The organism is Paenibacillus sp. NPDC058177, assembly GCF_042883835.1.
In the GTDB taxonomy this organism is placed as follows: Bacteria; Bacillota; Bacilli; order Paenibacillales; family Paenibacillaceae; genus Paenibacillus_AQ; species Paenibacillus_AQ agri.
Genome location: NZ_JBHVVB010000002.1, coordinates 511,543 through 534,235, shown reverse-complemented (window position 1 = coordinate 534,235; position 22,693 = coordinate 511,543). Strand labels below are relative to the sequence as shown.

20 protein-coding genes are annotated in these 22,693 nt (G+C 45.7%); 17 read left to right on the top strand and 3 right to left on the bottom strand.

The window, feature by feature from the left end:
• Positions 1 to 82: 82 nt before the first annotated feature.
• The gene (gene comER / locus ACFVU8_RS12460; protein WP_387427626.1) at positions 83 to 934 is read right to left on the bottom strand and encodes a late competence protein ComER; all 852 of its coding nucleotides are present in this window, start codon (positions 932 to 934) and stop codon (positions 83 to 85) included.
• A gap of 186 nt (positions 935 to 1,120) precedes the next feature.
• On the opposite strand from comER, the gene ACFVU8_RS12455 reads away from it, so the two are divergent.
• From ACFVU8_RS12455 to ACFVU8_RS12430, 6 genes are all read left to right on the top strand, one after another.
• Positions 1,121 to 1,882, top strand: coding sequence for a ComEA family DNA-binding protein (locus tag ACFVU8_RS12455; RefSeq protein ID WP_387427624.1), 762 nt, complete (start codon positions 1,121 to 1,123; stop codon positions 1,880 to 1,882).
• A 106-nt stretch (positions 1,883 to 1,988) separates the two neighbouring features.
• Positions 1,989 to 2,507, top strand: coding sequence for a deoxycytidylate deaminase (locus tag ACFVU8_RS12450; RefSeq protein WP_387427623.1), 519 nt, complete (start codon positions 1,989 to 1,991; stop codon positions 2,505 to 2,507).
• 203 nt (positions 2,508 to 2,710) lie between these two features.
• Positions 2,711 to 5,407, top strand: coding sequence for a ComEC/Rec2 family competence protein (locus ACFVU8_RS12445; RefSeq protein WP_387427622.1), 2,697 nt, complete (start codon positions 2,711 to 2,713; stop codon positions 5,405 to 5,407).
• 533 nt (positions 5,408 to 5,940) lie between these two features.
• Entirely contained in the window at positions 5,941 to 7,197 is a 1,257-nt protein-coding gene (locus tag ACFVU8_RS12440) for an ISL3 family transposase (RefSeq protein ID WP_387427620.1), read from the top strand.
• An 8-nt stretch (positions 7,198 to 7,205) separates the two neighbouring features.
• Positions 7,206 to 7,688, top strand: coding sequence for a Crp/Fnr family transcriptional regulator (locus ACFVU8_RS12435; protein ID WP_387427618.1), 483 nt, complete (start codon positions 7,206 to 7,208; stop codon positions 7,686 to 7,688).
• A gap of 23 nt (positions 7,689 to 7,711) precedes the next feature.
• Positions 7,712 to 8,668 (top strand): aldo/keto reductase, encoded by a 957-nt coding sequence (locus tag ACFVU8_RS12430; protein WP_387427616.1) that lies wholly within the window; start codon positions 7,712 to 7,714, stop codon positions 8,666 to 8,668.
• Positions 8,669 to 8,958: 290 nt separating this feature from the next.
• Here ACFVU8_RS12430 and ACFVU8_RS12425 read toward each other — a convergent pair whose 3' ends face one another.
• Complete coding sequence (locus ACFVU8_RS12425; RefSeq protein ID WP_387427615.1) at positions 8,959 to 9,630, bottom strand: Crp/Fnr family transcriptional regulator; 672 nt, start codon at positions 9,628 to 9,630, stop codon at positions 8,959 to 8,961.
• Positions 9,631 to 9,758: 128 nt separating this feature from the next.
• Here ACFVU8_RS12425 and ACFVU8_RS12420 point away from each other — a divergent pair, with 128 nt between their 5' ends.
• The 10 genes from ACFVU8_RS12420 (at position 9,759) to ACFVU8_RS12375 (ending at position 20,474) form a co-directional block, all read left to right on the top strand.
• Positions 9,759 to 10,928 carry an adenosylhomocysteinase gene (locus ACFVU8_RS12420; protein WP_387428015.1) on the top strand — a complete coding sequence of 390 codons (1,170 nt, stop codon included), beginning with the start codon at positions 9,759 to 9,761 and terminating at the stop codon, positions 10,926 to 10,928.
• Positions 10,929 to 10,969: 41 nt separating this feature from the next.
• Positions 10,970 to 11,788 (top strand): purine-nucleoside phosphorylase, encoded by an 819-nt coding sequence (locus tag ACFVU8_RS12415; RefSeq protein WP_387427613.1) that lies wholly within the window; start codon positions 10,970 to 10,972, stop codon positions 11,786 to 11,788.
• A 96-nt stretch (positions 11,789 to 11,884) separates the two neighbouring features.
• The gene (locus ACFVU8_RS12410; protein WP_387427611.1) at positions 11,885 to 13,162 is read left to right on the top strand and encodes an NCS2 family permease; all 1,278 of its coding nucleotides are present in this window, start codon (positions 11,885 to 11,887) and stop codon (positions 13,160 to 13,162) included.
• Positions 13,163 to 13,209: 47 nt separating this feature from the next.
• Positions 13,210 to 14,466 carry a nucleoside permease gene (locus ACFVU8_RS12405; protein ID WP_387427609.1) on the top strand — a complete coding sequence of 419 codons (1,257 nt, stop codon included), beginning with the start codon at positions 13,210 to 13,212 and terminating at the stop codon, positions 14,464 to 14,466.
• 48 nt (positions 14,467 to 14,514) lie between these two features.
• Entirely contained in the window at positions 14,515 to 15,507 is a 993-nt protein-coding gene (locus ACFVU8_RS12400) for a Gfo/Idh/MocA family protein (RefSeq protein WP_387427608.1), read from the top strand.
• Between the two features lie 38 nt (positions 15,508 to 15,545).
• Entirely contained in the window at positions 15,546 to 15,953 is a 408-nt protein-coding gene (locus ACFVU8_RS12395) for a DoxX family protein (RefSeq protein ID WP_387427606.1), read from the top strand.
• A gap of 258 nt (positions 15,954 to 16,211) precedes the next feature.
• A complete protein-coding gene (locus ACFVU8_RS12390) occupies positions 16,212 to 17,363 on the top strand; it encodes a serine hydrolase domain-containing protein (RefSeq protein WP_387427604.1) in 1,152 nt (383 codons plus the stop codon).
• Between the two features lie 409 nt (positions 17,364 to 17,772).
• On the top strand, positions 17,773 to 18,321 hold the full coding sequence (locus ACFVU8_RS12385; protein ID WP_387427603.1) for an RNA polymerase sigma factor: 549 nt from the start codon (positions 17,773 to 17,775) through the stop codon (positions 18,319 to 18,321).
• The gene (locus ACFVU8_RS12380; protein WP_387427601.1) at positions 18,318 to 19,379 is read left to right on the top strand and encodes a hypothetical protein; all 1,062 of its coding nucleotides are present in this window, start codon (positions 18,318 to 18,320) and stop codon (positions 19,377 to 19,379) included. The genes ACFVU8_RS12385 and ACFVU8_RS12380 overlap by 4 nt, the downstream gene beginning before the upstream one ends.
• A gap of 81 nt (positions 19,380 to 19,460) precedes the next feature.
• A complete protein-coding gene (locus ACFVU8_RS12375; protein WP_387427599.1) occupies positions 19,461 to 20,474 on the top strand; it encodes a LacI family DNA-binding transcriptional regulator in 1,014 nt (337 codons plus the stop codon).
• Positions 20,475 to 20,573: 99 nt separating this feature from the next.
• Here the strand turns inward: ACFVU8_RS12375 and ACFVU8_RS12370 are convergent, their stop codons facing one another.
• Positions 20,574 to 21,524: a sugar kinase gene (locus ACFVU8_RS12370; protein ID WP_387427597.1), complete on the bottom strand. Its 951-nt coding sequence runs from the start codon at positions 21,522 to 21,524 to the stop codon at positions 20,574 to 20,576.
• A 372-nt stretch (positions 21,525 to 21,896) separates the two neighbouring features.
• Between ACFVU8_RS12370 and ACFVU8_RS12365 the strand changes: the two genes are divergently transcribed.
• The gene (locus tag ACFVU8_RS12365; protein WP_387427594.1) at positions 21,897 to 22,538 is read left to right on the top strand and encodes a bifunctional 2-keto-4-hydroxyglutarate aldolase/2-keto-3-deoxy-6-phosphogluconate aldolase; all 642 of its coding nucleotides are present in this window, start codon (positions 21,897 to 21,899) and stop codon (positions 22,536 to 22,538) included.
• The last annotated feature ends 155 nt before the right edge of the window (positions 22,539 to 22,693 follow it).

Here is a 22,693-nt window from a genome sequence, read left to right as displayed (position 1 = left end):
AACGGAGTGATCCGTGCTGCGGGTTTTGTTTTGCTAAATACGGGTGAAGCTGTCTGAACCGGGCTTCTTTTCGTGGAAGTTACTAGCTATCTAGTGAGTTTTGGGGAGTGTCGTCCAATGCGAAGAGCAGATTCAGCTTGTCGACATCCTCGTCGTATTTGTCATGGGTTGTAGAGATCAACTTCTCGAAGACACCATCTAAACTAAGGCGCAAATGGTTCAGCGCTTCCGCTGTAATGCCGCCGGGAACGGCGACCCGTTCCTGCAGCTCCTGCGGGCTGAAGTTTCCTTCGGTCAGCAGCTTACCTGTGCCAAGTAACATTTCACCGGCCAGACGACTGATTAAATCTCCGTCAATACCGGTTGCAACGACAGCGGTATTGATCCAGCGCTCGATGAAATAGCTTAGAAAAGCAGGTCCGCAGCTGGAGAAATCAGAAGCAATTCGAGTATGGGCTTCGTTGATCTCTATAGGAACGCCGATAAATGACAGAAGACTGAGCAGCTTCTGCCTGTCTTCCGTATTTAACAGACTGCCAAAGATGCAAAGTGAAGAGCCGCTCTTGACGCTGTGCGTAATGCTGGGAATGACTTTGGCGATTTTGGATGGCAGAACAGTTTCCAGATGATGCAGCTGCACAGGGCTGGTAATGGAGACTACAATTTGCTCTTTCGTCAAGATAGAGCCGATCTCATCCGTTAACGTTTTGAATTCCAGGGGCTTCACGCATATAAAAAGGATATCGCTTCCGCCAGCGGTCTCGCGGTTGCTGCCGCATAGCTCGATACCGGGATGCCGCTCTTGAAGCTGCAACAGCCTGCCCGGGCTGCGGTTGCTGGCCAGCACCTGGCTTGGCTCCAGTGCACCGGAGGAAATGAACGCGTCAATCAATAGACTGCCCATGCTGCCGGTTCCGATAAATCCTATCTTCATCCTAAGGTTCCTCCTTTCCTGTGTTGCTTTTTTGAGGAATGACATGAATTCTCTTCGTTATATGTATGCAGGGTAGCCTTGGACTCATGACAGGTTTTGTATAAAACAACAAGAGTTTATATATCAGAGGTTGTATTTATATTCAAAAAAACGAATAGAAGGATGCAGAGGAAGGAGTGGAGTTAGGTGAATAAAGGAACAATCATTGGTGGAATAGCCGCGGCGCTTATAGGCAGCGCTCTGATCTGGGCTGCGAGTGGCAGTAGTTCCGGTATAGCTGGTTGGGAGACGCTTAACGTAAGCATGGGGGAGGCCATCGGGGTTCCCGTTCATGAGGAAGCAAAAATGCCGGCTGGTGAAAAAGGCGGACAGGAGAAGGGGGCTTTGGCGGAGTCTGTTCAGTCAGGGGCAGAAGCCGTTGCGGCAAAAGCACCTGTAACATTGGGGAACGCTGATGCGGCGGGGGCAAACACAGGGGCGGCGCTGCCTGCAGGGGCTGGAAATGCGATAAATGCTGCAAACGTTGCAAATCCTGCAAGCGCCACAAACGCTACAAATGCAGTCCCACAGTCAGGGCAGCAGACTTCGGTCGAAGGACAAGCACAGGGCCAGCCAGGTGCTGTGGTGAGTGGTGGAGTGGGTGCTGGGGTGAGCGCTGGAGCGGGTGCTGGTGTGAATGGTGAAGCGGGTGCTGGGGCAAGCGCCGCAGGAGTTGCAGCTGCTCCCCCTGTCCCGCCACCTGCTGCCCCCACTTCCGGTCTGATCAATGTTAATACCGCAACCGTAGCGGAATTAATGAATTTACCGGGGATCGGGGAGAAGAAAGCGCAGGCCATTATCGATTATCGTAGCAGCAAAGGCGCTTTCCGGGGTGCGACTGACCTCGGCAAGGTCAAAGGAATCGGCCCCAAGGTGCTGGAAAAACTGCGGCCACTGGTGACTTTTTAATGGGAATCTTGAAGCGCAGCGGGCACTTCTTGTTCTAGTGGACACATGCGGTGATGTGTTACAATAGTAAACAAATATTTTGATATAGAGAAGATGGAGATGGAAGATGACTGTAGTCAAACGCAAAAACTGGGATACCTATTTTATGGACATTGCTTGCATGGTCTCGACCCGTTCGCGTTGTAATCGTCGTCATGTCGGTGCCGTGCTGGTGCAGGGCAAGAAGCTGCTGGGTACCGCCTATAATGGCGCACCGATGGGAGTACCGGATTGCTCGGAAGCCGGCTGTATGATCTCGGAGACGGTTGAAATGGAGGTAGTGGACGGTAACGAGAAGATGGTCAAGAAGCAGCGCTGCATTCGCACTATCCATGCGGAGCAGAACCTGCTGCTGTTCACCGACCGGATTGACCGTGAAGGCAGTACCGTATATGTCACCGATGAGCCCTGCTGGACCTGCGCCAATATGCTGGCCAACAGCGGGATTGTAGAGATCGTGTACTATCGTCCTTACCGGAAGGATATGGAGAAAGTACGGGCCATGATGGCCGCCAAGGGGATTATTTTCCGCCAGTTGGAGAGCTACGAGCCACCGCCGGAGACGATGATAACGATATCGGAATAAACCGGAAATCACGAATTAAATAAGTATTGAACCGGAGGAAGAACCTCTGTAGACGCATGTATGGTGCGGATACAGGGGTCTTTTTTTATGTTTAGAAAAGATAATTTGCATTTGATGCCGATAGATTTCAATTGATTTGAAGGATCAGAAGGACGAATGCATTCTTTTCTGCTGGATACAGCAAAGAGAGGGAGGGCGAGAGTTTGAAAGCTAGACCGCTATTAAGCTTTACCGTATGCTGGGTGATCGGCAGCACTGCGGCCTGCTTGTATTCCGGGAGCAGACTGCTTCTTGCCGGTACGGGACTATTATTGCTGCTCGTGGCGCTGGCCTGTACGGGAAGGCTGGGGCTGAAATATGTTGCAGTATTGGCAGCAGCCATGATTTTGTCGGTCGGTTACTGGGAATGGAACGAAGTTCATCATGTCAGCCGGCTTCCAGACGTGCTTCAGCTACAGCCTATGGAGACGAGAGAGATAGAAGTGCTGGCAGAGGGATTCATAACTTCCCCGGTGGATCGGGACGGGGATCGTGCAGATTTTACAATGAAGGTATCGGAGATTACTCGTGGCGGTCAGGTAGCAGGGCAGGAGGGGACGGGCGTCGGAAGTAGTCCTGACCATTCCGGATCACAACGCAGCGGGAAGTCTGGCGGCCAAGGATCAGGAGAGCAGCTTGCTGTGCAGGTGAAATTGCAGGCCGAATCGGAGATTGAGATAGCTGCTGCGTGGAAGCGGGGCGACCTTGTAAAGCTGACTGGTGTACTGGAGCAGCCCCAGGAAGCCCGGAACTTTGGCGGTTTCGATTATAGAGCCTACCTCCAGACCCGGGATATCTACTGGCTGCTGAAAGTGACGGGTGCAGAGACAGTGGAGACAGTGCCACCGGAATCTTGGAGCTTGTCTACGGTGTTACGCTGGAACGATGGAGTCCGGGCAAGTCTTGGGGCTGAATTGGATCGGTTATTTGAAAAGCTGCACTCAGGGTATATGAAAGGCCTAATTATCGGAATGCAGGAGGATCTGGATCCTAACACGTTCCGGCAGTTCTCCCAGTTGGGGTTGACGCACATCCTCGCAATTTCAGGGATGCATGTAGCAGTGTATGTAGGTGCTATTCTATTTCTCCTAAAGCGTTTCCGCCTGACTCGGGAGACGACGTTAACCGTTACGTTCATGCTTGTACCTGTGTATGTGCTCTTGTCGGGGGCAGGGCCTTCGGTCATTCGCGCCGGACTGATGAGCATGATTGCTTTGGCTGCTGCGCGTGCCGGGATTCTAAAAGACGGCCTGAACATTCTCTGCGCCTCCGCGCTCATCATGCTGATCTGGAATCCCTATATGCTGGTGAATGTCAGCTTCCAGTTGTCGTTCCTTGTGACAGCCGGGCTGATGATTTATGTACCGCTGGCCGATGTTTTGCTGCGGAGACTGCCGCGCTGGCTCAGGAGTGCTGTATCCGTAACTGTCGTCGCGCAGTTTATCTCTTTTCCACTGACCATCTACTATTTTAACCAATTTTCGCTAATGTCCTTCATTGCCAATCTCGTGCTGGTCCCCTTTATTACCTTTGTTATTCTGCCGCTTGGGACTGTCGCGCTGCTGCTGGGGCGTTTATGGGGGGATGCGGCAAGGCTACTGGCCACCATTACAGAGCAACTGAATAATATTACCTTTGGATTGGTAGAGTGGATCAACGGTTTTCCCGGCGGGGTGATGATTTGGCGTTCGCCATCTCTGCTATGGATCTGTGTCTATTACGTCCTGCTCTTCGGCTTGCTGTACTTCGCTAAGTTACGGATTGAAACGCGGGATAGAGCAAGGCAATATACAGAAGACGAGACAAGACCATTGGCGGAATTAATGGAGTCTGAGATTGTAAGGAGTGTAGGCGGAATTAGAGAACTGTCAACGATGTATACCGGATGGAGGTCACCGGCGCTGCGCTGGAGTGGGGCAATCTTGTTAACAATGTTTGCAGGATTCAGTCTGCTATTGTATCAGGGTTATCAACCGGATCAGCATCCAGGCGGCGGAAGTATCAGTTATCTCGACATTGGGCAAGGCGACAGCATTCTGATCACAACCCCGGGCGGGTCACACATCCTGGTGGACGGCGGCGGGACAGTCAGTTTTGGCAAAAAAGAGGAGTGGCGTATCCGCCGCAATCCATTCGAGGTAGGGGCCAAGGTGCTGGTTCCGCTTCTTAAAAAGCGCGGCATTCACCGCTTGGACGCCATCATTCTGACCCATGCCGATCAGGATCATGCCGGAGGATTACAGGCTGTGCTGGAGAACATTCCGGTCTCTGCCTTTTTATTCAACGGGACTATGGCTGAGCAGGAGCCCTATAAAAAGCTGATGCGGACCGCGCTAGAAGCCGGCGTTCAGCTGTATACTGTGCATCAGGGCATGGAGCTGGCGCCGGATCACGCGACACGTTTATTTTTCCTGTGGCCGCCGCCGGTAGAGGGAGAAGAGGGTTATCTTTCAGAGACGGACAACCAGAATCATGCCTCTGTGGTCTTTCGCCTGAATATGAATGAGCGGAATTTCCTGTTCACAGGGGATATGGATATGGCAGCGGAAGAAGAGATTGTCGCTCAAGGGGGAGCATTGGGATTTCACGCTGGACCGCAGATTGATGTGCTGAAGGCGGCGCATCATGGGAGTAAAACGTCGACAGGCGAGGAGTGGCTGCAATTCTGGCAGCCAGCGGCTACAGTCATCTCTGCGGGCGTCAACAATATGTACGGGCATCCAGCGCCAGTGGTGATGGAGCGTCTGACCGACAGTGGCACAGCGGTGTACCGCACGGATCGGCAGGGGGAGATCCAGATGAAAGTTACGAAGGATGAGATCAAGGTGCGGCATAAGCTGGATGGAAAGGCAGGGGAATGAGAAGGAACAGTCACTTTTAGTCATGTTGTCGGACGTGCTAGGGCATTGGCGCTTGCTTGTGGATGTCCAAGTTGAATGAAGCTGTTGGTCATCTCTCTTTCTCGAGCACGCAGCAGTATATAGCATGGTTTCAATTCTTGGACAGCAGGGAGTATGAAAGGACGATGGTGAACAGGGGGAGATATTATTTATTATTAATTAGGAGAAGAAGGCATCATCGAGGATGTGAAGATATTTCTCAACGGGGAGTTACAAAATCATATTAATGGTAAAAAATCTTTTAAAGGCGAAGTCGATAAAAAGTGGGAGGAAGTACCTAAAATCCCAAAAAAATTATCTGAATTGGGGCTGCAGTAACTGGGGTTTAATTGATTTTATAATTTTTTTTAAAAAAATATTTTATGTTAATTGGCTCAAAACAGAAATTAGCGGTTGAAGAATTCAAGTGAGCGCAGAACGGAGATAAAAATGGAAAAACATCTGCAAATCCTGTAATGTTGTAAGTCCTACCAAACAACAAAAGGATATGACAGATGCCACTCCAGTATATCAACGAAATGCTCGGATTACCAGAGCTACAACTTCATAAAATTGTCTCCATGGATACCCAGGACATTCATCTGGAGGCATCGCCTATAGCCTACAAACAACCTTGCCCCATCTGCAATTCGGAACAAGATGTGAAGCGTGATGGTCGAAACAAACCACGTAAAATTCGCCATTTAAGTGTCTTTGGTAGAAAGAGCTATTTGCATATCCCATCTCTTCGTTTGGCTTGTACGCGTTGTCGAATCCGCTTCGTTTGGACGTATGGCTTTGTGGGTCCGAAACAGCGGTACAGCCGAGCCTTCCGAGCCCAAACGGTAGAACAAGCGCTTGGCTCCACGTCAGCTCATAGTGCACGAATGCAAGACGCGCCTGCGAGTACGGTACAGCGGATGCATCAAGATGCCCTCCCCATCGAAAGCGAACGCTTGGTGGAGCAGGCTTGGCGAGAAGCCAAGGACAGCAAAGTCCTCGTACTGGGGATCGACGACTTTGCGATCAAAAAGGGCCACACGTACAATACCGGCATTCACAACCTTCCGGGCGAAACGATGCTGGATTTACTGGCTGGCCGCAAGCTCGAAGACCTGCGTGCCTATGCTCGCCAGCATCCCGACTTTCTGGCGCTGAACCCCAAAGCTGTTGCGATGGACTTGGCTCAGGCGTATCATACGTGGATCAGCGAATGCTTTCCGTGTGCCATCCGCATTGCGGATCGATTCCATGTTCACGGCTACGTCATTGAAAGTGTCCAGGAGGTCCGCAAGTCGGTTCAGCAGACCCTATCCCCCAGGGCCAAGGCGATCTTGAAAAGTCACCATCGACTGCTAAATCCACCCGTCGACAGCCTGCCCGAAAAGAACAAAGCTCAGTTAGAAATCCTGCTTGCCTTCTCTCCGCTGTTATGCAGCGTGTGGGAATGGAAGGAAGCCTTTTCTCAGTGGTATGACTGTTCATCGAACGTCTGCATCGCCCGCCTGGGTTTTACACGTTGGCTCAAGCAAGGCGAGAAAATAGACTATAACGCCGTGCGAAGTGCCTTGAAAACCATGCGCAATTGGCAGGATGAGATCGTGAATTACCATCGTTGTCGTTGGACTAACGCAACCGTAGAAGGGCGGCACAATCGTATTAAGGCTTATCAGCGTCGACACTACTTTACTCGTAATCGGGCATGCTACAAAGCTGGCATTTTAATTGAATGTAATCGACCCGTTTACCGAGTTGAAAAGTTCAACCGCTAATTTTTAGATTGAGCCGTGATATTGTAATTCATATTGGCGATGAGCCAACTGAAATTTATTTTGTCGTATCGGGGATATTAAGAAGTTATTACATTGATATTAGCGGAGACGATAAGACACAGTTGTTTATTAACGAAAATTCATTTTATGCAAATGAATACTTCTTGGATATGGAACCTTCAAAATGTTGTGTTGAGGCACTCGAAGATTGTACCGTGTTGGTTGTAGAGTGGAGGGATCTGGTACACCTATTAGAATCCAATGTTTATTGTATGAAGGCTTATATCAAAGCGTTGGAGTATAGTATCAGATATAAAATCGGCAGAGAGAATAGTTTTTTGTTAAAGAGTGCTACGGAACGTTATTTGGATTTTAAAAAGAAATATGTACATTTGGAAAAGCGAGTAAATCAATCTTATATTGCCTCTTATCTTGGAATTACTCCTGTATCGTTAAGCAGAATACGGCGAACAATAAAAGACGAAAATTAAAGATGAAGAAAGCATGGTGACACATGAGATATACAAAATTAAAAGACAAGGAAATACCAGCAATAGCGTTTGGAACATGGTCATGGGGAACAGGATTTATGGGAGGGAACCGTATTTTTGGGAATGATCTTCAGAAAGATGATCTACTCCCAGTATTTAATAGAGCTTTACAACATGGATTCACATTATGGGATACTGCACCCATTTACGGTTTGGGGGCATCAGAATCTATCCTCGGCGAATTCATAATGCATGAAAGTGATATAGTTGTCTCTACTAAATTCACGCCTATAGGCTATCAACTGAAAAGTAAGTTAAGAAAGACTTTAGACAAGAGTTTAATTAGGCTAGGAGTGAGTAGTGCAGACATTTATTGGGTTCATAATCCAAAGGATGTCGTCAAATGGACAAAAGAACTGATCCCCTTAATGAAAAGGGGGCTGATCAAACATGCTGGAGTATCTAATCACAATTTGGAAGAAATTAAAGTAGCGGCTAGGATATTAGAAAAAGAAGGTTTGCAACTTTCAGCTGTACAGAACCATTATAGTTTATTATACAGAGCTTCTGAAGAAACGGGTATCATAGATTGGTGTCATAGAAACAACGTTGTATTTTTCTCCTACATGACATTGGAACAAGGTGCTTTAACCGGTCGGAATAACGCTAATAATCCATTCAAAAAGAATACCAGAAGAGGGAAAGCATTTAATATAGATGTACTGAAAAAACTTGAAGGTCTGATAAAAACAATGACTGAAATTGGGGATTCGTACGGAGTAGAACCAGCTCAGATTGCTATGGCTTGGGCAGTTACCAAAGGAACGGTACCCATTATTGGTATAACGAAGGTATCACATGTCGATGGTGCGTTGGCCTCGCTCGATGTAAATCTTAAGCAAACTGAAGTAATTCGTTTAGAGAAAGCTGCAAGGGAAACAGGAATTAACATCAAAGGATTTTGGGAAAAAAGCATGTAGCTAATGTCGTCGGTATCTTCGTGTTGCTGTTCGGAACGAATGGGGGAATAAGGCTACCTGATAATGTAGGTAGTTATAAAAGAACTCGAACATTGTGCGAGTTCTTTTTAATTGGAATCAAGTTATTGTCCTGCGCTTTAGTACAAGTATTTGTTTTTTTAAAAATGTACAAGGATAAAGCCTTATTGTTGAATCTTAAACTTAGGTACTCGACCGTGTAGGGAGCCCTGTTACTTCTTTAAGTTTGTGTGTTTGCGGACGATTCCTTCAGCCAATAAGGTTTTATAATATCAAATAAAAGAGGAGTACTTTCTTAATAATTCCATATCGAGGATAGTAACTTGTTTACTTATTTTACGAATAATCTCTTCATCTATCAGTTCATTCAGCATTCTCCGTAAGTGTCTCTCCGAGATGCCAATCTCATTAGCTACGTCTTTATGTTTAAAATAAATCGTGTTCGATTTGGAATGCTCAGAAGCTTGAACGATGAATTTACACAGTTTCTGCTGAGGCGGGTAGAGCAGGGATCTTGCATTTTTAATGGAGGATTTCATAAGTTTTTCACTCATGCTTTTGCACATTAATAATAGAAAGTCTGCTGATTTCATCAAGTGGTCATTTACAATTTCAATTGGAATAAGGAGTACACTCGCGGGCTGTGAAGCCATCACCGAATGCACAAAGTTGCTTTTAGTGAAATATTCAAAATCACCCATCATTTCTTTGTTTTCTAAATGCTCTATAAGAGCAAGATCACCTTCCTCTGAAGAATTCATGATGGCTCCTTTCCCTTCAATAACAATATAAAGGTAATTCAGCTTCTCTCCAGAAACAATGATCCATTCATTTTTATTATATTTTTTTACCCTTAAGAAGGGGGTAACTTCTGGCGGCAAAATAGTTGTTAAATCGGCTTCTTTAATCGCTTCTTTAACGTTCAGCAGATTCGATCTCTCCATGACGACATTACCTCCCCATTAAATGTAAAAGCAGACAGATGGCCTTATTGTTAGCATTTTAAATTATTATACTGAATGCAGTAACACATAATCAATTTTACATGAATGAGGTGGGTATTTTGAAATCAATGATTGATAATTTTGAATTAGCGGCCATCGGTGAATCTAGAATGCACTGGTTTCGTGAGAGAATGCCTGTTGTAGCAGAGATTAATCAAATTTTCAAAGAGCAGCAGACATTCAAAGGCAAGAAGATTGCTGTGTGTATGCATATCGAGCCCAAAACAGGCTACTGGATTGAGGGGCTGCTTGGTGGCGGTGCGGAGCATGTTTATCTTGTTGGCTGTCTTGGCACTACAAAAAAAGATACAGCAGCTTATCTGTCTTCGCTTGACAATATTACTGTGTTAGGAAAAGAAGGCGATAGCTATGAAGACCATAAGCACTATTTGAAGCTTGTGATGGAAGATAAAATTGACCTGTTCTTGGATAACGGAGCCAGCTTGATCCTGGCACATAATGAATTAAAGCCAGATTGGACACCAATCGGAGCAAATGAGGAGACACGCACTGGAAAACTGCTCATCGAACAAAAACAGGTACAAACATCCTACCCCATTGTTGTTATTGATGATTCGCCGTTGAAGCAAATTATTGAAAACGCTGTCGGTGTTGGACAGTCTCTGGTTGACGGATTTATGCGGACTACCAGCCTGCTTATTGGGGGGAAAAAGGTTCTTGTTGTTGGTTACGGTTACGTCGGTAGCGGTGTTGCCAAGAAATTCCGCGGCCTGGGAGCTACAACGATGGTATATGATATTAATCCTATCTACCAATTAAAAGCTAAAGCAGACGGGCATATTGTAGGCGAATTGGAGGAACTTATTCCTAACGCTGATGTCATCATCACGGTGACGGGAAGATTTAGTGTGATTACAGAAAAGCATATCGCGCTGTTCAAGCATAAAGCAATTTTGGCTAACTCCGGGCACTACAGATTTGAAATTAATGTTGACGAGATAAAAATGGAAGCGCTATCTGTAGAGCAAGTAAAGGAAGGAATTGAAAGAATCTCTTTCAAGGACAAGAGCATTTACTTGCTTCACCATGCTGACCCGCTCAACTTGGCTGGCGCTGATGGAAATCCGATTGAAGTTATGGATCTGGGTCTTGGTCTGCAATCTTATTCCGCTCTTCGAATTGTAACGGATGCTTCCAGCTTATCTGCTGGTATGCAACCAGTTCCCGATGATATTAATGAGCGTGTCAGTCAATTGTTTATCAAATCCTTAGAGTAGCAGTTTAGTCAGATAGGAACTTATGAAGGGAATTGATTTAAATGAACGTACTGGAAAAAATAAGAGATACTAAGACGTATTTAATATCCAAAATGGATCAGTCTCCAACAATCGGCCTTGTGCTTGGTTCCGGGCTTGGTGTGCTGGCAGATGAAATTGAGCAGCCGGTCATTATTCCTTATGATGAAATTCCGCATTTTCCTGTATCTACAGTCACAGGTCATGCAGGGCAATTAGTGATAGGCAGACTCAGAGGTAAAGTTGTCATAGCCATGCAAGGCAGATTTCATTATTATGAGGGGCACTCCATTGAAGCCGTTACCTATCCAATACGGATCATGAAGGCAATTGGCGTAGAACAGCTTATTGTCACAAACGCAGCAGGCGGAATCAATAGTGAGTTTCAAGCTGGTGATTTAATGCTGATACAGGATCATCTTAATCTGACAGGTCAAAATCCATTAATTGGTCCTAATCTCGATGAATTCGGTCCAAGGTTTCCTGATATGACAGAGGCATATTCTAAATCGCTGCAGTCACTTGCCAAATCGGTGGCAGTTGAACATGGAGTTAATTTGGTTGAAGGTGTGTACGCCGGAATGCTGGGTCCAAGCTATGAGACGCCTGCGGAAATTCGCTTCTTGAATACTATTGGCGCGAGCGCAGTAGGTATGTCTACTGTGCCGGAGGTCATCACTGCACGGCATTCTGGAATAGAGGTGCTCGGCATTTCATGCATCAGCAATCTTGCGGCGGGTATTTCTCCAAACGTACTAACGCACGATGAAGTGATGGAGACAACGGAAAAAAGCAAACAGCAATTTTTAAAGCTAATAAAAGAAATAATTACTGCTATGTAAGATAGAACCTTGATCTATGGAGCTTTAGATTTGTGATTGTACTAGTTAAATACTAGTGGGTGGCGGCGGGATTGTATGTTGGAGGCAATATTTATTATGTTAAATAAGCTTTTTCAAATAAAGGAGCATGAATCAACATGGCGTAAGGAATTAATGGCAGGGTTAACTTCATTTTTCACATGCTCATACATTATATTGGTAAATCCGCTGATTTTGCGAGATGCTGGAATTCCGATAGAGGCTGGCGTGATTTCATCCATAATCATTTCGATCCTCGGTTGCTTGCTGATGGGGCTTTTTGCTAATGCGCCTATAATCCTTATCCCCGGAATGGGGATTAACGCTTTTTTTAGTTATACAATGGTGCAGTCCATGGGATTGTCCCCGCAGCAAGGTCTTGCTGTCATAATGGTGTCTGGCCTTGTCTTTGCTGTCATTGCTTTTACTTCATTAAGTACAAAATTGATCAGTGCCGTTCCAAGTTCATTAAAGCATGGGATTACAAGCGGAATTGGGGTATACCTTACTTTTATTGGTTTGCAAAAGGGAGAACTTATTCGGGCAAATCCTTCAACCCTTGTCGAAGTTGGAAATCTGGCCTCCCCCGTAGCTCTTGCAACAATCATTGGCTTAATGGTGACACTTATTCTATTCGCTAGAAATGTTAAAGGCAGCCTATTGATTGGCTTATTGTCTACGGCTTGCTTAACAATCATTTCAGGTACTCATTCTGCTCTATCCTCTGAAGGTATTAGTATTGCTGCCTATAAAACGATATTTCTGTCCGGTCAATTTAGTTTTATTACGATCCCATTTTGGATAGCAACATTTTCAATTACGATGATTGTATTATTTGAAAATGTTGGATTACTTAGCGGAATGCTTCCTGATGTCTCCAAGTTTCCGAAAGCTCTTAGGATAACGGCCATTTCTACTATTTTATCTGGCATTGTAGGAACAAGCCCTACTGTTGCATCAGCAGAAAGCGCTGCTGGAATCGCTGAGGGTGGAAAAACAGGAATTCCGGCACTAGTGACCGCTATCTTGTTTTTAGCATGCATTCCTTTACTGCCTTATGTAGGATATATCCCAGAGAATGCAGTTGCCCCCATCCTCATTCTAATAGGAGCTTTAATGATGAGAAGCTTGGCAGAAATCTCATTTAATGATTTTACAGAGTGGGTCCCTGCTTTTCTGATGGTTGTCTGTATTCCATTGACCTCTAGCATAGCTGAAGGTATTGCATTTGGATTTATTTTCTATCCGATTATGAAGCTGGCTGTCGGCAAATGGAAAGATGTTTCTGTCATCTTATATGTATGCGCTGCCCTTTTTCTATGCAATTTGTTTGCATTACCATTATTCACACATTAACTTGCCTAAAGTGATAGTATCAGTTACTCCATAGGGGGAATAGCTAGATGAACATTGTGAACCGGTTAAAAGTGCTATCGTTTTTGCAGTATTTTATTTGGGGAAGCTGGTTAACAACATTTAGCTCATATATGATAGATACGCTTCACTTTTCCGGAGCGGAAGTAGGGCTTGTTTACAGCGCCAATGGGATTGCCGCATTATTTATGCCAAGTCTTATTGGTATTATTGCCGATAAGTGGATACCGGCCAACCGTGTGTTCATGTTATGCCATCTCATTTGTGCAGTGGTTCTTTTCTACACAACTTCGATTTCAGATGCAGGCAGTATGTTCTTATTCATGCTTTTTAATGCTATGCTCTTTATTCCAACAATAGCTTTGTTGAATAGCATCTCTTACTTCTGTCTGGAGCAAAACCATTTAGATGCTGTATCCACATTCCCGAAAATTCGCATTTATGGAACAATAGGTTTTATTGTAGCCATGTGGTCCGTTAGCTTGCTCGGTTTCGAGCTTAGCAATATGCAATTGTATTTGGCTGCAGGATCGTCTGTTCTTATTGCTTTATTTTCAATGCTATTACCGAAGGTGTCTTCTAGTAAAAAGGAAAAAAAGAAGAATTGGGCGGAAACGCTTGGACTGGATGCTTTCGTTTTATTTAAACAACCCAAAATGATTGTATTTTTTATATTTGCCATATTACTGGGTGCAACCTTGCAAATTTCGAATACATTCAGCAGCCCCTATTTGCATGATTTTTCCTTACTGCCTGAGTATCAAAATAGTCTGATTGTAAAATATCCTTCTATATTATTATCTGTTTCACAAATGGCAGAGGTGTTTTGTTTATTATTGATCCCTTTTTTCTTAAGAAAATATGGAATCAAACGCATAATGATTATTAGTATGGTGGCATGGTCTCTGCGATTCATACTTCTGGCTTTTGGGGATCCATCACCATTTGGGTTTATGCTTTTGCTGATAGCCATGCTCGTATACGGTTGTGCCTTTGACTTTTTTAATATTTCGGGCTCTCTCTTTATTGAAACAGAAACAAATTCGGACATTCGGGCAAGTGCGCAAGGTCTTTTTATGACAATGGTCAATGGGTTTGGAGCATACTTTGGCTCTGTAATCAGTGGTCATATTGTCGATTATTTCACTGTAAACGGGACAAAAAATTGGACATCTATATGGCTTGTTTTTGCGGTGTATGCCCTAATGCTTGCTGTCATCTTTGTCTTTTCGTTTAAGTATAAACATGAGCCCGAACGTTTCAAAGCTGACATTATAAATCATTAGATTGAAAGGGTTTACTTTTAGATCATAAATGGAATGGAGATAAGTCAAATGGGAACATCTAAACTTTGTTTTATAGGTGCAGGATTTCATGCAACAACCAACATCTATCCCTCAGCCCTTGAAGCTGGAGCAGAAATCATGGCAATTTCGACACGGAATATAGATCGCTCTAAAGCAGCTCTTCAACGATTTGGAAGCAGGGGAAATGCATATGACAACTATAAGACGATGTTGCAAAATGAAGACTGTGACGGAGTAGTGGTCGTAGCTCAACCCCATGATCAGACAGAACTTGTATTGGATTGTATCAAGGCCGGGAAAAATGTGTACGTAGACAAGCCGCTTGGCTGGAATGCTCTGGAAGCTGAACAAGTTGCAAACGCTGCCGAGCAAGCCGGAGTTGTATTAATGGTAGGATTTATGAAACGTTACGCTCCTGTATATATGAAACTTAAAGAACTGATTGATAGTAGAGCACTCGGCACGGCGCGTTCTTTTGAAGCCAGCTTCGCGGTTGATAGCACACCGTTTTGCAAAAATGATGAAGAATTCATAAAGCTTGCAGCCATTCACATCGTTGATCTGATTCGTCATCTATTCGGGGAAGTAGCTCAAGTAACAGGGTTTAAGAACAGCAACAACGAGTTTATCTCGCAAAGTCTTTCGTTAAAGTTTGACAATGGTATCGTTGGAAGTATTTATTTCTCTGGCATGAGTGCCTGGTCGCGTGAAAGTGAAAAAATACGGGTCACTTTTGACGATGGATTTGCGTGCGCGGATGAAATTAATACGTTTACTGTTCATAAATCACTAACGTCAAATTATCCGTCATGGAGATCACTGGGAGAGTCCGATAGCGTCTATACCCCATCTGCCTCAGCGATGTCAGGGTGTTTCAGAGATCTTTATTTACGCGGCTTTGTAAGTGAAATGGCACATTTTATCGACTGCTGCAGAGATAAAAGCATCCCAGTTACAAGCGGACGTGACAATGTGAGTACAATGGATCTCTGCGATCGGATTTTGTCAGCATTACTTTAAGTATGTAAAAGGAATTTATATTGTCGAGCGGAAAGGATATGAAATGTTTGATGGATTTAGGGTTATTTATGATTCGTGCAGTTATCGGTTTATTGATGATTGGGCATGCAGGAAAAATGCTGTTTGGGCTGTTCGGTGGTGGAGGATTGTTAAAGACTGCAGACTTTTTTGAATCCATTGGCATCAGACCGGGTGTGTTCATGGCGATAAGTGCAGGCCTCTTAGAATTAATTGGCGGTCTCTTGTTTGCGGCTGGCCTTTGGATACAGGTTGGTGCTGTATTGTTGATTATACCGATGGTGGTTGCCATAGCAAAGTTCCACGGAGCAAATGGAATTTGGGGAGAAAAGAACGGATATGAGTATAATTTAGTATTGATTATAACTTTAATTGGAATTGCTTTTACTGGAGCTGGTGAAATTTCTATTGATGCTTTGTTGAAATAAATTGAATTCTTGTAGCGTTACGATGCATGCACAAGTAAGCAGGGCTGTTGGAAGTTTGAAATGCTGAAGCCTACAAGATTGCACTGCTATCAGGGTTCGCCGAAATGGCGAGCCTGTTTTTATTGGGGGATAGCCTCCGGCGAATTTTTCAGGTATGTTGTAATCATGAATGTATGAACTCAACGCACGCAGTGATTCGTTCTCTTGAATGCGATTTCACAACTTATGCACCTTAACTATCGATTGGAGGAAGGCCAAGTGAATTTCTCAAAACTGGAAGCGTATTTGAATTCATTTTATAAGGAGAAGAATGTACCTGGTCTGGGATTTGCGATGTATCACAAGCATCAGCCGGTGTTCGAGCATTATGCCGGGTTTTCTGACGTAGAGAATGGAGTGCGTTTTGGCCAGGATACGATTTTCCGGTTGTATTCTGCGACGAAGGTCATTACGTGCACGGCTCTGTTGCAGCTGTATGAGGCTGGGAAGTTCCGGCTTGACGATCCATTGTCCGCCTATATCCCGGAATACAAGCATATGACCGTACGGCATACGCTCAAGGATGGATCGGAGGAGCTTCGGCCTGCACAACAGCCTATCACCATCGAGCACTTGTTCAGTATGACGGCAGGGATTGATCAACGGGATACGAAGGATACGCTTCGTGTTATTGAAGAGTCGAATGGAGAAGGCAAAACGCTGGAAGTGATTAAGGCGCTAGCGAGCGAACCGCTCATTTTCGAACCGGGATCACGTTTCAAATATGGTGCTTGTCATGAAGTGCTCGGGGCCCTAATCGAAGTGCTGTCTGGACAAACATTTGGGACATATCTGCAGAACAATATTTTTGATCCGCTTGGGATGAAGAATACTTCTTTCCAACTGAAGGATGAGAAGCGCTTCTGCAAGCTGTATAATCACTTCAACGGGCAGAACCATACGCATGAAAGTATCGGCGAACATTTTAATCTACAGCCAGGCACTGCTTATGAGAACGGCGGAGGCGGGTTGTATTCGACCGTTCCGGACTATATTATGTTTGCCGAGGCGTTATGCAATTATGGTCTGGCCTCCAACGGAGAGCGGATTTTGAGCAAAGAGACTGTCAACGAGATGAGAACAAGACGTCTTAACCCGCTGGCACAGCAGGATTTTGCCCAATTTGGTGGTGTGTACAAAAGTGGTTATAGTTACGGCCTCGGGGTGCGCACACTGGTTGAACGGGAGGAAAATAACGCTCTAAGCCTTAACGGGGAGTTTGGGTGGGATGGCGCCCGCGGTTGTTATGTTGTTATAGATCCGGAAGCTGAGGTAGCATTGTTCTACGCACAGCAAGAGAATGGTTCTCCGTGGTTCCGTTGGCATGGCACCATTCGTAACTACGCTTATGCCAGTGTGTGGGAAGATTAAGTTCGCAAATTGGGTAGAACGGCGGGATGAGTGTCTGATCATGACTGGCCTCATTCCGCTTCATGTCATTTATGGCGGCGCTGCATCTTTTTTGATGGCTATTTTCACTAAAAGTCTATTAGGAACGGTCGGGATTGGCATATTAACGGTTATGATACTGTGGTTCCTGGTTTAGTGATCTGCATACATAGCACTTAACTATAAAATGTTATACACGCAGTACAATGGGCATTCGCGCCTGTTGTATTTTTTCTTTTTTTTAGGGGTTATGGATAACGCTGGGGAAGAAGAGTTGTAGGGCAAAGAGGAATGAACAACGTGTAGATTATTATTTTTATAGTATATTTTTATGAGAACAGGGAACTTTTTGCATCCTAAAAAGTCATATTGGGCAAGAGGTGAGATACAGATGCAGAGTAATGAGATGGGGTATATGGCCAAGGCGGGCTATGCTCCAGCTGTGACGTTGCGGGAAATGATGGAGGAATACGGTTCGGATGTATGGAACTATGCGTTCTTCCTGACCCGCAGCCGCGAACAGGTGAATGATATCAGTCAGGAGGTTTTTCTGAAGGCATACCGAAACATCGAGAAATTCCGGGGGGACTCTTCGCTCAAAACATGGCTGCTGACGATTACTAGGAACACGGCTTTCAGTTATGGCAAAAGCAACTTTTGGCGCAGATTCATCACACTGGATACGAAGCAGCATCTGCCGAACGAAGTCCGGTCTGCAGAGCAGGAAGCGCTGGGTAATGCGTATGCTAATCGAATTTGGGAGATCATCATGGCGCTTCCGAAGAAGAACAGGGAAGTGCTGGCACTCGATATCCAACATGGATTATCCATTGCTGAAATGGCGAAGCTGCTGGGAGTAGCTGAAGGAACCGTCAAGTCACGCCTGGCGCGAGCCCGGGATAAGGTGCGGATCGCTATAAAGGAGGAGGAGCAGGAATGAAGAGCAAAGCCGACAGTGACATTGTGAAGATTGAAGATACACACTGGTACAGAGATGCAGGGAAGAATCCCTTGCGGGAACAGGGCTTTACGCCGGAACTTATGCTACGAATTGAACAGGCGGCAGTACATCGTAATCCTCAAGATTTTATTAAATTCAACATAGGCAAAAGTAAAGTGCTGACCGGGCTTGCTGCTGCATTGCTGGTTCTCTTTTTATTATGGCCAAAAGATGAAATCCAGCAGGGAGACTTGAACTCGGAATCCACATTAAAGTCCCAGTCAGCCACTGCGTCACAACCGTTCCCATCTCCTGGAGCAACGAAGTATTTGCCTACCTTCAATTCAGCTGACTTTGAGTTTAATGGAAAGAATTATTTTATGACTCTTCCCCTTGATCGAGACAGGAATGCTTCCTATGCGGCTGATACCCCGGAAGGGATCCTGTGGTCACCAGCTCCACCGATGAAGAAAAATCAAAAAACAAAGCTTCTGTATCCCACAGAGCCATACACCTTATATTTGAGCTCCAAGGAACAGACGGAGTTGTCGCCCTATTCCGCTCGCAAAGTATATACCTTCCCGCTATACGCTGGGGGGGCTCAGGCCTATAACTTTTTGATAGGTATATATGGTTTTGGAGAGAAGGTATTTTTGGCGACTGGTGCACAAAATGCAAATGAACTTACAGCCTTCCCCTTAAGGATATCTATGCTCAATATGAAGCGAGTGGCGTCCGGGGGATTGGTTGAACCACAGGAATTATTAACATTAGATACTTCGTCTAACGATGAAAGTAAATCGTTTCTCGCCTTTGATCAACTGCATGAGTCCATTTTACTTGTGGATATAGCAACCGGGCAGAGTGAGAATGATAAAGACAGGGTTAGGCTTTATGACTTGAAGTCTCAAGCTATGCGTGAATTGGATACCGCTATCGAAATGGGGAAGGAGGGTTCTGTTTCCATAGCACAATATAAATTAGGTGGGGTGAAACGCTCTGCGGAAATCTTCATGAAAATTGGATGGCAATGGTATGCAGACGAAGCCCGGCAATAATCCGGCCTGTAGAAATATTCCTGAGAAAAAGCTATACTTTTCCTTAAAGTGTGTTCTTTAGAGAAGAGTGGAGCGGAAGAAATGAAGAAATTAACGATTGATGATGTGGCTCGGAAAGCGGGAGTTTCGAAAAGTACCGTCTCCCAATTTCTAAATCAGCGTTTTAAATATATGAGTGAGGCTACTAAAGACCGGATTGCTGCGGTCATTGAGGAGCTGAACTACCAGCCGAACGGGCTGGCCCGCAGTCTGAAGCAGAACCGGACGCACATGGTCGGCATAATTGTGGCTAATATCGATTATACACTGTCCATTCACTGCATTCGGGCGATCGAAAGCGAACTCCAGCAGCATGGCATACAGGTGATTATTTGCAATGCGGACGAAGATGCTGAAAAAGAAGCGAAGTATGTGGAGACACTGCTTGCACGTCAGGTGGACGGACTGATTATTTTCCCGGCAGGGCAGGACGGGTCCGCTTATGCTCATCTAGTAGATGAAGCCTTCCCGCTTGTCTTTATGGACCGGCTGGTAGAGGGGGTATCCACACAAAGCTTGCTGCTCGACAACGAAATGGCAGTGAAGCTGGCCGTTGGGGAACTCACGCGCCAGCGGCATGAACGAATTGCCCTGCTGACGTTGCCACTGGGTGAACATTCTATCACGCCCCGCAAGGAGCGGCTGGGCGGTTACAAGCGAGCAATGGAGGAAGCCGGACTGGAGCTGCGAGAGGAATACATAGTCAGCGCTGCCCGGGAAAATATCTCTGCCGAGCTGGAGCGTCTTACGGCGCTGCCCCAGCCACCAACAGCCGTGCTCGCCGCCAATGATATCGTGCTGGCTGAGATTCTGAAATATGCCAACCGGCACTCTGTCTCCATCCCGGACCAGCTTTCGGTTATCGGGATTGACGATGCTGAGTTTGCTCACATCTACAATCCCGTCATTACGACGATTTCCCAGCCCGCTTACGAGATGGGCGTACAGGCTGCCCGGATCATGTTGTCCTGCATTGAGGACAAGGGTGCCAATGTGCCGATTACTTACCGTTTTGTTCCATCCCTGGAGCAAGGGCAGTCGGTCAAGATACTATAAGTGTACGATCACAACGTGAATGAGCAAAGCCGGACGGTCCGTTGACCTTCCGGCTTTCTTTGCATCCTGCGGTCTTGTAATGCAACTATCGGAGCCGCTTTACACATTCTGCCGCATAAACTGCTCCAGCCTTTCGCGGGTCGGCAGTCCGTCCATGTCCCCCGGGGACATCACGGCCAATGCGCCAATGGCATTGCCCCGCTCCACGGCTTCAGAGACAGGCAGCTTTTCCAGTAGTCCGCTTATTACACCAACGGCGAACCCATCCCCTGCGCCCACGGTATCCACAACCTTATCCACTTTAAAACCCTTCACGTACCCTTCTTCTTGTGCCGACTTAAAATATGCGCCTTCCGGTCCTAACTTGATCACGACGAGCGGTACACTCCGTGCCAAATAGTAATCGGCAATCTCTTCCGGTGTATCCAGCCCGGTAAGAATTCGCCCTTCGTTCAGCCCTGGCAGGAACCAGTGACAGCGCGTAGCGAGATCGTTGATTGTGCTAACCATCGTATCTGTGTCAGGCCATAGTGCCGGGCGCAAATTGGGATCGAGGGAGACGGTTTTGCCTTTACTTTTCATAAAATCCATAGCGTGCACGGAGAATTCGCGGCAGCTTTGAGACAAAGCAGCTGAAATGCTGGTGGCATGCAGGTGGTCAGCAGCGGCGAAGTAGGACTCATCAAAATCAGTCAGACTGAGCCTGGACGCGGCGGAATGTTTGCGGAAATATTCTACTTTGGGATCGCCGGAGATGACCTTGGACTTGATCAGCATTCCTGTGGATTGTTCCTTAGTAACCGAAATATGGCTCGTATCTATATTTTCTTTGTTTAACGCATCAGCTATAAAAGTGCCAAAGTTATCTTGACCAAGCTTGGTGACGTACCCGGTTGGATGTTCCAGGCGGGACAGGCCGACAGCGACATTGCTTTCTGCCCCGGCAAGTCCTTTGGAGAACGAAAATACTTCGTGCAGTGGTCCGGTCTCATTGGCATAGAACATAGCCATCGGTTCACCGAAAGTGACGGCATTTAGATGTTTAGTCATATACTGCTCCTCCTCGGGGGAAGTGGTAAGTTTCTGCAATAACGATTGATAAATTGAAATTATCACATAAATCGGTTTTGTACAATAACTCATTATGTTTAGTTGATTATTTTAAAAAGGGATACATAACAAAAAAACATTTTATATCCTTTATTTATAAGGGTAATAAGGAGTTCTAATAACATCTTTCTAGTTTCCATTCGAAAAAAATCATTGACTGTTAGCGCTATTGTTATTACTATTTCATTAACGAATTCGGAAAATTATTAGTAAAATTAATAAAATAGTTTATCTAAATGATACTGATTAATTTACTTCTGTAACTGCTGCATTCAGATGCTCTGCTCGTGGAGCAAGGGAGGGAAGTTCGAGATGAAGAAGATCAAAGTGTTGCAGAATATGGCGTCCGTAGGTGTGGTGGCGGTGATTCGGGGTGATCATCCAGAGGATGCTTACAAGATGTCGGCAGCTTGTATCGACGGCGGACTGAATAATATTGAAGTGACGTTCACTACGCCTTCCGCAGATGTTGTCATCAAGAGGCTGGTTGAGGAGTACGGAGACCGTGCAGTGATTGGTGCTGGAACGGTGCTGGATCCGCTGACGGCGAGAATTGCGATTTTGGCAGGCGCGGAATTTGTGGTGAGTCCTTCTTTTGAAGAAGAGACGGCGAAAATGTGCAATCTCTACAGCATTCCTTATATGCCTGGCTGTATGACGCTGAATGAGATGAAGGAAGCGCTGAAGTTTGGTGCGGATGTGCTCAAACTGTTCCCCGGCAGTGCCTTCGGTCCGGATTATATCAAGGCAGTCAAGGGACCGATGCCTTATGTGAACATCATGCCGACGGGCGGGGTGGATCTGAATAACATGGACAAATGGATTAACGGCGGCAGTCTCGCGGTCGGTATCGGGGGCAATCTGACGGCTCCGGCAAAGGAAGGACGCTACGATCTCATCACAGAACTGGCGGCTCAATATGTGGCTAAATTCAAGGAGATCAAAGGCGCATAAGCTATTTCGTTTGATACGGATAACAAGGAAAATCTATCAATAATAAGGCTGGCGGACCGGGTGACGGTGCGGCGGCTTTTTCAATTTTGTCACTTTTGTCCAAGTGTGGGGCGTGATATGGCAACTGGTGTCATTTTTGTAATCGAATTATTGAA